The sequence below is a fragment of the Azonexus sp. genome (genome assembly GCF_036170495.1).
Classification (GTDB): Bacteria; Pseudomonadota; Gammaproteobacteria; order Burkholderiales; family Rhodocyclaceae; genus Azonexus.
Window position 1 is genome coordinate 1 of the sequence record NZ_JAVHPH010000291.1, and the last position, 10,884, is coordinate 10,884.

General features: G+C 61.1%; 9 protein-coding genes. 8 read left to right on the forward strand and 1 reads right to left on the reverse strand.

Annotation, left to right across the window (positions count from 1 at the left end; translation table 11 throughout):
- From ADADOO_RS10545 to ADADOO_RS10560, 4 genes are all read left to right on the forward strand, one after another.
- A partial coding sequence (locus ADADOO_RS10545; protein WP_511277372.1) for a NosD domain-containing protein occupies positions 1–399 on the forward strand: 399 nt, incomplete at its 5' end.
- On the forward strand, positions 396–1,295 hold the full coding sequence (locus ADADOO_RS10550; protein WP_511277373.1) for a 4Fe-4S dicluster domain-containing protein: 900 nt from the start codon (positions 396–398) through the stop codon (positions 1,293–1,295). The genes ADADOO_RS10545 and ADADOO_RS10550, both read left to right, overlap by 4 nt.
- Before the next feature lie 19 nt (positions 1,296–1,314).
- The gene (locus ADADOO_RS10555) at positions 1,315–2,292 is read left to right on the forward strand and encodes a NapH/MauN family ferredoxin-type protein (protein WP_511277375.1); all 978 of its coding nucleotides are present in this window, start codon (positions 1,315–1,317) and stop codon (positions 2,290–2,292) included.
- A gap of 161 nt (positions 2,293–2,453) precedes the next feature.
- Complete coding sequence (locus ADADOO_RS10560; RefSeq protein WP_511277376.1) at positions 2,454–6,092, forward strand: PAS domain S-box protein; 3,639 nt, start codon at positions 2,454–2,456, stop codon at positions 6,090–6,092.
- 42 nt (positions 6,093–6,134) lie between these two features.
- Here ADADOO_RS10560 and ADADOO_RS10565 read toward each other — a convergent pair whose 3' ends face one another.
- Positions 6,135–7,808, reverse strand: coding sequence for a methyl-accepting chemotaxis protein (locus ADADOO_RS10565; protein ID WP_511277378.1), 1,674 nt, complete (start codon positions 7,806–7,808; stop codon positions 6,135–6,137).
- Between the two features lie 202 nt (positions 7,809–8,010).
- On the opposite strand from ADADOO_RS10565, the gene ADADOO_RS10570 reads away from it, so the two are divergent.
- Genes ADADOO_RS10570 through ADADOO_RS10585 form a run of 4 tightly spaced genes read left to right on the forward strand, consistent with a single transcriptional unit; the run spans position 8,011 to position 10,700 of the window.
- A complete protein-coding gene (locus ADADOO_RS10570; protein ID WP_511277379.1) occupies positions 8,011–8,862 on the forward strand; it encodes an ABC transporter ATP-binding protein in 852 nt (283 codons plus the stop codon).
- A 2-nt stretch (positions 8,863–8,864) separates the two neighbouring features.
- Entirely contained in the window at positions 8,865–9,353 is a 489-nt protein-coding gene (locus ADADOO_RS10575; protein ID WP_511277380.1) for a hypothetical protein, read from the forward strand.
- A 4-nt stretch (positions 9,354–9,357) separates the two neighbouring features.
- Positions 9,358–10,185, forward strand: a complete 828-nt coding sequence (locus ADADOO_RS10580) for an ABC transporter permease (protein WP_511277382.1) — start codon at positions 9,358–9,360, stop codon at positions 10,183–10,185.
- A complete protein-coding gene (locus ADADOO_RS10585) occupies positions 10,182–10,700 on the forward strand; it encodes a TlpA family protein disulfide reductase (RefSeq protein WP_511277384.1) in 519 nt (172 codons plus the stop codon). The genes ADADOO_RS10580 and ADADOO_RS10585 overlap by 4 nt, the downstream gene beginning before the upstream one ends.
- Positions 10,701–10,884 lie beyond the last annotated feature (184 nt).

Sequence of the window (10,884 nt, forward strand, 5' to 3'; positions counted from 1 at the left end):
AACCGCTTCGCCTACAACGGCGTTGGCATCCTGTTCAACAGCGAAACCGGCGGCAACAACGTGATCGACAACGTTTTTGAAGGCAACCTGACCCAGGTCGCCTACGGCGGCCATGGCGACAACAACAATAGTCCGAAGAACGTCTGGCGCGGCAATTACTGGGACGACTACCAGGGTTTCGACCGCGATGGCGACGGCGTCGGCGACAAGACCCACGAGCTTTACGCCTACGCCGACCAGATCTGGATGGAGCTGCCGGTGGCGCGCTTTTTCCGCAGCTCGCCAGTCATGGAACTGCTCGATTTCCTTGAACGCCTGGCCCCCTTCTCCACACCGGACCTGATTTTGCGCGACGAGACGCCGCGCTTCGTCAAACCTGAAAGAACAGCACGATCATGAGCGAGATCGACGAAGAAGTCGGTAACGACAACAACGCCAACGGCAGCAACACGGCCCGCCAACCCTCCGCCAACGGCAAACCGGCCGTCTCAATCGCCAAGCGGCAGACCAACCGGCGCCGCGTGCTGCGCACCATCCTACTCACCGGCGGCGTCCTCGGTGCCGCCATGTCGGGCTTCCTGCCCCTCGTTTATGCCCAGAAGAAACGCCTGCGCCCACCTGGCGCGCTCGACGAAAAGGACTTTCTCGGCAGCTGCATCAAATGCGGTCAGTGCGTCCAGGTCTGCCCGGTCTCGGCCATCAAGCTGGCCGACCTGATCGACGGCGTTGGCGTCGGCACGCCCTACATCGACCCGCGCGCCCAGGCCTGCGATTTCTCCTGCGACGCCGTGCAGTGCATCCTGGCCTGCCCAACCGGTTCGCTGACCTATCACAAACCGGCATTCCTGCCGGTTCGTCCGGGCGCCGCACTCGCCGCCAAACCTATTTTGCTAGCCAAGGAAAACGACCCCGAGCCAACGCTCAATATGCACGAGCGCATCGGCGTCGCCCGCCTGACCCGTCCCGAAGCCTGCCTGGCCGTCCAGGGCAAGGGCTTCAAGGGCCAGACACGGGGCGGAGAATTCAAGGGCAAATTGCGCTACATGGACGTCGACCGCTGGAAACCGGTCAAAATCAGCAGCCATCCCTACGAACTCGCCGAATGCGACCTGTGCGTTCGCCAGTGCCCGATCAAGGGCGCCATTTCGATCGAAACGGTGTTTGCCCCCGATGGCAGCCAGCGCAAGTCGCCGGTCGTCCATGAACCCTGTGTCGGCTGCGGCGTCTGCGAAATGGTCTGCCCAGTCGAACCCACCGCCATCACCATCGAAGCCGGCGAGGTCTGGAAAATATGACCAAAGGAAATCCCCCGCGATGAGCACGCTCCTCAAACGCCGGTTTTTTGATCAGATCAAGGTGCTGTTCGGCGCCGAACCCAGCAAGCCGAAGGAAATCAGCCCGGCCGCCCAGCAGATTCACTTCTACAAAAAGGGCAATCGCGACCTCATCGCCGAAAAGCTGCACGCCCGCGCCCACGCCACCCCGAGCCACAAATGGCGCAACCGCCGCTGGGCGACGCTGATCTTCGCCAACCTGCTCTTCACGTTGTCCTTCGGCCTCGACATCCAAATTCTCGAAGGCGCGCTGACCGCCTCGCGCTTTGTCGGCTTCCACCTGATCGACCTCAACTCGGCGCTGCAGGTCATGCTCGCCCACAAGCACATCATCAACAACCTGCTGATCGGCACCGGCACGGTGCTCGTGCTGTGGGTCCTGCTCGGCGGTCGCACCTTCTGTTCGTGGGTTTGCCCCTACCACCTACTGGCCGAATGGGCCGAGAAAATCCATCTCTTTCTGGTCAGCAAAAAACTGGTCACCGACCAGAACATGGACCGTCGCCTGCGCACCGTTTTCTGGGCCGTCTTCGCCCTGCTCGCCCTGGCCACCGGTTACACCGTCTTCGAGGCCATCTCGCCGACCGGCATCCTCTCCCGCGCCTTGATCTACGGCCCGGGCCTGGCCCTGCTCTGGGTCCTCGCCCTGCTTTTCTTCGAAGTCTTCTTCTCGCGCCGCGCCTGGTGCCGCTACGCCTGCCCGATCGGCCTGACCTACGGCGTCGTCGGCATCGTCTCGCCGGTCCGCATCAAGTACAAGCTCGACGGCTGCTTCCACGAAGGCGACTGCCGCAAGGTCTGCCTCGTACCGCACGTACTCGATACGGTAATCAAGGGCCGCGCCGTCGAGACCGAAGTCCCGATCGGCCCCGACTGCACGCGCTGCGGATTGTGCGTCGATGTCTGCCCGACCGGCTCGTTGTCGTTCGAGGTCAAGGGCCTGTCCAAGCTGGCTTGAATTTTGGCCGTTTTTTCCGGTTGACCGTAGCATTCGAACATTTCCGCTCAGCCGGAAAAAATCGGGGGGGCAATGCCTTGCGTCTCCATGAAAAGGGCGGCAAAAGTGATAAAGTTCAGAAAAATATCTGAACTTGCTTTTTGCCAACTGAAGGCCCATCCATGAGCTTGAACCTCTTTCAAAAGACTTCGCTCACGACCAGACTGACCCTCTTCACACTGGCTGTCTTTCTGATCGGCATCTGGTCGTTGGCCTTCTACGCCAGCCGGATGCTGCGTGAAGACATGCAACACCAACTCGGCGAACAACAATTCGCGACGGTCTCCCTGGTTGCCGCACAAGTTAATTCAGAGCTGGATGAGCGTTTGAAGGCGCTGGAAAAAATTGCTTCTGAAATTACGCCGGGCATGCTGAAGAACGCCGCCGCGCTACAGAGATTGCTCGAAGAACGGCCAATTCTGCAGCTTATGTTCAACGGTGGCGTGCGTGCCGCCGGTGCTGATGCCAAGGCAGTCGCTTCCATACCTTTTTCCGAGGAACGTGTCAGCACCAATTACATGGATCGGGACTACATGATCGGCGCCCTCAAGGAGGGCAAATCGACCATCGGCCGTCCGGTCCTCGGCCGGATTTTGCAGACCCCCGTTGTCGGCATGGCGGTGCCCATTCGCGATGGCAAAGGTCAGGTCATCGGCGCGCTAGTCGGCGCCATCAATCTTGGCAAACTGAATTTCCTTGATCGGGTGACATCAAGCCGCTTCAGCAAAACTGGCGGCTATCTGGTCATCGCTCCGCAACACCAGTTGATTGTCAGCGCCACCGACAAGAGCCGCATCATGCAGCCAGCCCCGCCAGCCGGCATCAACAAGATGCATGACAAATATGTGCAAGGCTATGAAGGCTATGGCATTGCCGTCAGCTCCCGTGGCGTCGAGGAGCTGACCGCTGCCAAGGGCATTCCGGTGGCCGGCTGGTTCATCGTATCCGCGCTGCCCACCGAATCAGCCTTTGCCTCGATCACCACCATGCGCCAGCGCCTCCTGCTCGCTACCGGCCTGCTCACACTGCTGGCTGGCGCTCTGGTCTGGTGGATGACGGCGTGGATGCTGCGGCGACAATTCGCGCCGATGATTGCGGCGACCACTACGCTGGCCACCCTGTCGAATACGAGTCAGACACCACGCCTGTTGCCGATATATCGGCAGGATGAGATCGGAGAATTAATCGGCGGTTTTAATCGTCTACTCGGAAGCGTGATTCAGCGCGAAACCGCCCTCCAGGAAAGTCGGGAAAACTACCGCCGACTGGTGGCCGATCTTCAGGTTGGCGTTTTGATCCAGTCACCTTCTTCCGAAATCCTCCAATGCAACCGGATTGCGCGTGAACTACTCGGACTCGAAGAAAGCGAGTTACTCGGCAAAACCAGCCTCGACCCGGACTGGAACGTCATTCACGAAGACGGCTCGCCCTTCCCCGGCGACGATCATCCAGTACCCCGAGCCATAGCGACGGGGCTGCCCGTCGAAAACGTCGTCATGGGTGTCTATCGACCGACCAGCCTGGACCGTGTCTGGCTATTGCTGAGCGCCAAGCCGGATCTGGCGGCGGATGGCAGTCTGCGTCAGGTCATCTGCACCTTCATCGACATCAGCGAGACGAAACGGGCCGAACGGCACGACCGGTTCCGCACCCATGTTCTGGAGCTTCTGGCCGGCGGCGAACCGCTCTCCGACGTCCTTGAAGCGCTCGTGCGCGGAGCAGAGCAACTCTATCCGGCGATGCTGTGCAGCATCATCCTGCTCAACAGCGAAGGAACGCACATCGAGAAGGGCATCGCCCCCAGCCTCCCCGATTTCTATAACAAGGCCCTCGAAGGCGTTGCCATCGGCATGGGCGTCGGCTCCTGCGGCACGTCTGCCTTCACCGGCCAGCGCGTTATCGTCGATGATATTTCGACTCATCCCTACTGGGTTAACTTCAAGGAACTGGCCGCCAGCGCCGGACTCGGTGCCTGCTGGTCGCAACCCATCCTCGCCTCGGATGGCCGGGTGCTCGGCACCTTCGCCATCTACCACCGCCAGCCACACACGCCGGCCGACCACGACATCTACCTCATCGAGCAATGTGCCCGCCTGGCCAGCATTGCCCTCGAGAAAAACCTGGCCGAGGAAAGACTCCAACGCAGTGAAGCCCACTACCGGCTGCTGACCGAGGATGTGCAGGATGTCATCTGGAAAACCGATAGCAACTTGATCATCTCCTACATCAGCCCCTCCGACGAACGGATTCGCGGCTTCCGTCCCGATGAAGTCGTGGGCCACCATATCCTTGAACTGTTCAACGAAGACGGGCGGACCCGCGTCAGCAGGATCATGCAGGAGCGCGGGGAAATGATTCGGCGGAATATTCGGCTCGGATCGATCACCTTCGAGGCGCAGCATCTCTGCAAGAACGGTAGCCTGGTCTGGGGTGAAGTGCAGTCAAAGCCGGAGTACGACAGCACGGGGAGGATCATCGGCTACCACGGCATCACCCGCGACATCACCGAACGCAAGAATGCCGAGGCTGAGCTGAGGCGGCACCGCGATCACCTCGAAGAACTCGTCGAGCAGCGCACCGCCGCGCTGTCGATTGCCAAGGAAGCGGCCGAAGCGGCCAGCCGCGCCAAGAGCACCTTCCTGGCCAACATGAGCCACGAACTGCGGACGCCGATGAACGCCATCATGGGCATGACCGGCCTGGCCCTCAAACAGGCGACCGACCCCAAGCTGCGCGACCAGCTCGGCAAAGTCGCCAAGGCCTCACAACATCTGCTGCATGTGATCAACGACATCCTCGACATTTCCAAGATCGAAGCCGAACGCCTGACGCTCGATGAAGTCGACTTCATGCTCGCCACCCCGCTCGACAATCTGAGCAACCTGGCGCTTCCGGCAGCCGCGGCAAAAGGCCTGACGCTGCGCATCGACATCGCCCCCGGGCTGGCCAGCCAGCCGCTCCGCGGCGACTTTCTGCGGCTTGGCCAGATTTTGCTCAATCTAACCAGCAACGCCATCAAGTTCACCAACCAGGGGTCGGTCAGCCTGGACATCTCGGCCAGCCAGGAAACGTCGACCGACCTGCTCCTGCACTGCGCCATACGCGACACCGGGATCGGCATTTCGGCCGAGGACCAGAGCCGACTGTTCCAGGCGTTCGAACAGTCCGACAACTCGATGACGCGAAAGTACGGCGGGACCGGACTCGGGCTGGCCATCAGCAAGCGTCTGGCCACGCTGATGGGCGGCAGTATCGGTGTCGACAGCCAGCCCGGCTTGGGCAGTACTTTCTGGTTCACGGCCAGGCTGAAAAAAGCGGCGGCTAGCATCGCAGCAGCCGGCCAGGCCGTCGATCAACTACCGGAAGAAAACCTGAAAGCCCGCTATGCCGGGGCGCGCATCCTGCTCGCCGAAGACGAGCCGATCAACCAGGAAGTTTCGCGCGAACTGCTGGAGTCGGCCGGCCTCGTCGTCGATCTGGCCGAGGATGGTGTCGAGGCCGTCGAGCTGGCGAGACGCATGACCTACGATCTGATCCTGCTCGACCTGCAAATGCCGAATATGAATGGGATCGAAGCATCGCAGATCATCCGCACCCTGCCGGGCCGGGAAGCAGTTCCGATTCTGGCCCTGACAGCGAATGCCTTCACCGGTGACCGGCAAAAATGCCTGGACGCCGGGATGAACGACCATATCGGCAAGCCAGTTGATCCCGAACAGCTGTTTGCCACCCTGTTCAAATGGCTGTCCAAGCCGATTTGAATTTTGGCCATTATTTCCGGTTGACCGTGGAACACATGCCCGTCAAATCCTGAACGTCTCGGCCAGCCGCCGCAATTCGCCGGATAGATCATTGACCTCACCGGCCAGCAAAGCCGCCGCCTGGCTGGCCTGCGATCCCTGTTCGGTCATCTGGGCAACCCGCTCGACGTTCTGGGCAATCTCGCGGGCGGCGGTACTCTGCTCACGGATGGCCAGGGAAATTTCATTGACTGCTTCGGCAACCTGCCCCGAACTGACCTGAATCGTTCCAATCGACTGCTCGGCCTGACGCGCCAGGTCGACACCGGACTGGACCTGGTCGACACTGTTTTCCATTTCGCTCACCGCATGCTGCGAACTGGCCTGCACTTTTTCAATCATGCCGGCGATCTCCTTGGTCGACGACGCGGTACGCTCTGCCAATTTGCGCACTTCATCGGCGACCACGGCAAAGCCGCGCCCCTGCTCGCCGGCGCGTGCTGCCTCGATGGCCGCATTGAGGGCCAGCAGGTTGGTCTGGTCGGCGATTTCCTTGATGACATTGACGATGCTCGAGATCTCGACCGTATAGGATTCCAGTTCGCGAATGGCTGTCGCCGAGCCGTTTACCGTATCGGCAATGTGGGTCATTTCATTGGCGGCGCGCTGGATGACACCGCCGCCTTCGCGCGAAGCACTGCCCGAGGCACGGGAAAGCGTATCCGCCTCGGTCGAAAACTCGGTGACGTGGTCGATCGACACCGACAATTCCTCAACCGAAGCGGCCATGTTGGTTGCCACTTCCGCCTGATCGGATGCCGCGCTCGCCGATGCCTGGCTGGAATCGGCGAGACGCCGGGCCATCGTGTCGAGCTTGGCCGTGCTCTGACGGAGCATCGCCGCCATTTCCTGAAAGTGATTGCGCATGATGGCAAGCTGGGCCAGCAACTGGCCGACTTCGTCATCGCCATGCACGGGAACCGGCTGGCTGAGGTCCATCGCCGCCATGCGGCGGGCCGCCTCAATCGCCGCCCGGACCGGTCGGTTAAATTCGCGAATGATCACCCAGGCCAGCGGCGGCCAGGCGAGCAGGGTCAGTCCGCCAATGATCAACATCGCCTGATGCAGGCCGGCAATGCGCCCGGCGACTTCCGGTGTCAGGGTCGAAACCGGGACGGCTGCGACAACCTGCAGCCCCAGCCCGAGACTCAGGCAGACAATGACGATGGACGCCAGCGTCGACAACCACAGCCGCGTGCTCAGATCGATGTCGTTGAGCCGCCGGAACAGCCGCTTGAACAGGCCGCCCCGGATGCTCCCCTGCTCGAGCAGCAAGGTCGAATCACGGCGCATCTGCTCGTACAAGGCGCTCGCGGCGCGAATTTCGGCGGCGCTCGCCGTGCTCCGTACCGACATGTAGCCGCCGGAAGACAGCGGTGTGGCCATCGCCTTGACCCAGTAGAAACTGCCGTCCTGGCGCCGGTTCTTGACAACACCGCCCCACGGCTTTCCCCGCTCAAGCGTAGCCCACATATCGCGAAATGCCTCGGACGGCATATCCGGATGGCGAACGATGTTGTGGGGCTGACCGATCAGGTCCTCCCGGCAAAAGCCGGAAGCTTCGACGAAATCATCATTGACGTAGGTAATTAAACCCTTTTCATCGGTCCGGCTGATGATGCTGGACTCCGGACGAATGACATATTCACGATCAAACACCGGCTGGTTGTTTTTCATATTTTTGAACTCTTTGGAATTTGTTCAACCCTAACAGAGGCACTCGAACCATACAATTACGACAAAAGTAATAATACGAACATGGGCTAATATTCACTTTTCGTGCTGCGTTCGTCGCTCTCTCGTTCCTCGGCCAGCCGGGCAGCACATTTTTTGATTCAGATTCAACGCCAAACTCGGCCCCCTCCCTATAATCGCCGGCATGATCCAGTTCAAGAACATTGCGAAAACCTTCCGCAAAGCCCGGGTGCTCGATGGCATCAGCCTCAACATCGGCCTCGGCGAGCGCGTTGCCCTGATCGGCTCGAACGGCGCCGGCAAGACCACGCTGATCCGCTGCCTGCTCGGCGAATACACGCACGACGGCAGCGTCGCCATCAATGGCCTCGACCCGCGCAGCAACCGCACCGAGGTGCTCGGCCGCATCGGTTTCGTGCCGCAACTGCCGCCGCCGCTCAAGATGCCGGTCGGCCAGCTCATCGATTTCTCGGCCTCGCTATGCGGCACCGACCCGCAGCGCATCCACGCCATCGCCCGGCGCCTTGGCCTCGACGTCGATGAAATCCTCGCCCGCCAGTTTGTCCGGCTTTCCGGCGGCATGAAGCAGAAGCTGCTAATCGCCATTGCACTCGGTCGCGAAGCCAGTGTGCTGGTCATGGACGAGCCGGCCGCCAACCTCGACCCGGAAGCGCGCAAGATCTTCTTCGACCTGCTCGCCGAACGCCTCGACGACGCGACGATGATCATCTCCAGCCACCGTCTCGACGAAGTCTCGGCGCTGGTCAATCGCGTCGTCGAAATGGACACCGGCAAAATCGTCCTCGACGACAAGGTGGCCGACGCCGTGACGCTGACCGCCCGGCTGGCCTGTCGCATCGTGTTGAGCCGCTTCGAACCGGCCTTCGCCAAAGCATTGGATGGCTGGAACTTCGCCAGCCACGACGACAACCGGGTGTGGGAAGGCGAGATCGCCGGGCCGGATCGCCTGCGCTTTCTCGGCATCATTTCACGTTACACGGCACTGGTTAGCGACCTCTCGCTATCCGAGAACTGAGCATGTGCGACTCGCATCGCCGTGATTTCATTGGCCGCCTCGGCCTTGGCGGCCTGCTGCTGACGCCGCTCGCTGCGGCGCTCTCCGGCTGTAAAAAAGACAACTGGCCGGACGGCATGGCCGAGATCAAGTGGGACCGCGACACCTGCGTGCGCTGCAGCATGGTCATCTCCGACCGTCGCTTCGCCGGCGAAATTCGCGGCGGACCGGACCACACCGTCTTCAAATTCGACGACCCCGGCTGCCTGGCCTTCTGGCTCAAGGAAAAGGCTGACAAATATCCATGGCTGGCCGATGCCGCGACGCGCCTGTGGGTCGCCGACTTCAACAGCAAGAGCCGTGATGAAATGATCTGGCTCGACCCGCGCCGCGCCCAGTTCATCACCAAGACCTCGCCGATGGGTTACAACTTTGCTGCCGTCTCGATGCCGATGCCGGGCAGCCTCGATTTCACCGACATGCGCCAGCACACGCTGGCCAAAGGTAAATAAAAACATGAAACAACTGTGGCTCACCGCCAAACTCGATATCGTCGAATCCCTTCGTGCGCGCTGGTTCCAGATTTACACCCTGGTCTTCGGCGGCATCGTCGCCCTGCTCTTTCTCTTCGGCCTGACCGAATCGCGCGTCCTCGGCTTCATCGGCCTGTCGCGCCTGCTCGTCACCTACATCCAGCTGACCATGGCCATCCTGCCCATTTTCGTGCTGATCACCACGGTCCGCTCGGTGGCCGGCGACCGCGAGGCCGGCGTCTTCGAATACCTGCTATCGCTGCCGGTGTCGCTGTCGGCCTGGTTCTGGGGCAAGATCGTCGGCCGCTACATCGTCGTCTTTGCGCCGGTCTTTTTGGCCATGCTCGGCGCCGTGATCTGGGCGACCATCCAGGGCATCGAAGTGCCGTGGGACATGTTCGGCTACTACACCGCCCTGCTCGCCGTCATGGCTTTGTGCTTCCTCGGCATCGGCATGCTGATCTCGGCCATCGCGCGCACCACCGACATGGCGCAAGGCGCCGCCTTCATGGTCTGGCTCTTCCTGCTGCTCTTCCTCGACCTCATCCTGCTCGGCGTCATGATCCAGGGCAAGGTCGCGCCGGAACTCGCCGTCACGCTGGCCCTGGCCAATCCGCTACAGGTCTTCCGCACCGCCGCGCTGGCCCTCTTCGACCCGCAACTGATCGTCCTCGGCCCCTCGGCCTACGTCATCCTCGACCTGTTCGGTACGGCCGGCTACAAGGTTTTCGCCCTGGCCTACCCGGCGGCGCTCGGCGTCGTCAGTGCTACCATCGGCTACTTCATTTTCCGCCGTGGTGATCTGCCTTGAGAAAGCTGTTTGCGCTTTTGATTTTTGGCCTTTTTTCCGGGTTGACCGTAGGGCCAGCCTTTGTTTCTGTGGTCGTCGCAGAGGAAATTTCCTCCGCCCCGCTCTTCGCTGCCACGCTTAACGATCTCGACGACAAGCCGGTGGCCCTCGAGCGCTACCGCGGCAAGCCGCTCGTCGTCAATTTCTGGGCCCGCTGGTGCGGCCCCTGCCGGGCTGAAATCCCCGAACTCATCAAGTTCCGCGCCGCCCACAAGGGCAAGATCGAAGTCCTCGGCATCGGCATCGAGGACAAGGCCGAACCGGCCAAGGACTTCGCCAAGGCCTACGAGATGGATTACCCGGTGTTCATCGCCAAGGAAAAAGGCATTCCGCTCATGCAGGCGCTCGGCAACACCAAAGGCGGCCTGCCCTACACGCTGTTCATCGACCGCAACGGCCAGGTCGTCGAGAAAAAAATGGGGCTGATCAGGAAAACGGACCTCGACGCCGCCCAGAACATGCTGCAAAAAAAATAGGCGGTTGAGTGACCTGGGTCACAGACCCGGCGATCTGCCCGGAATAGAGTCTCGCCATTCGCCTAGCGGCCAATAACAACCCTTTTCGGAGAGACCATGAAAATCAATCGCCTCGCATCCACCCTCCTTGTCGCCGGCCTCACCTTGGCCGCCACGGCGAGCCACGCCGATGGCCTGAAGTTCT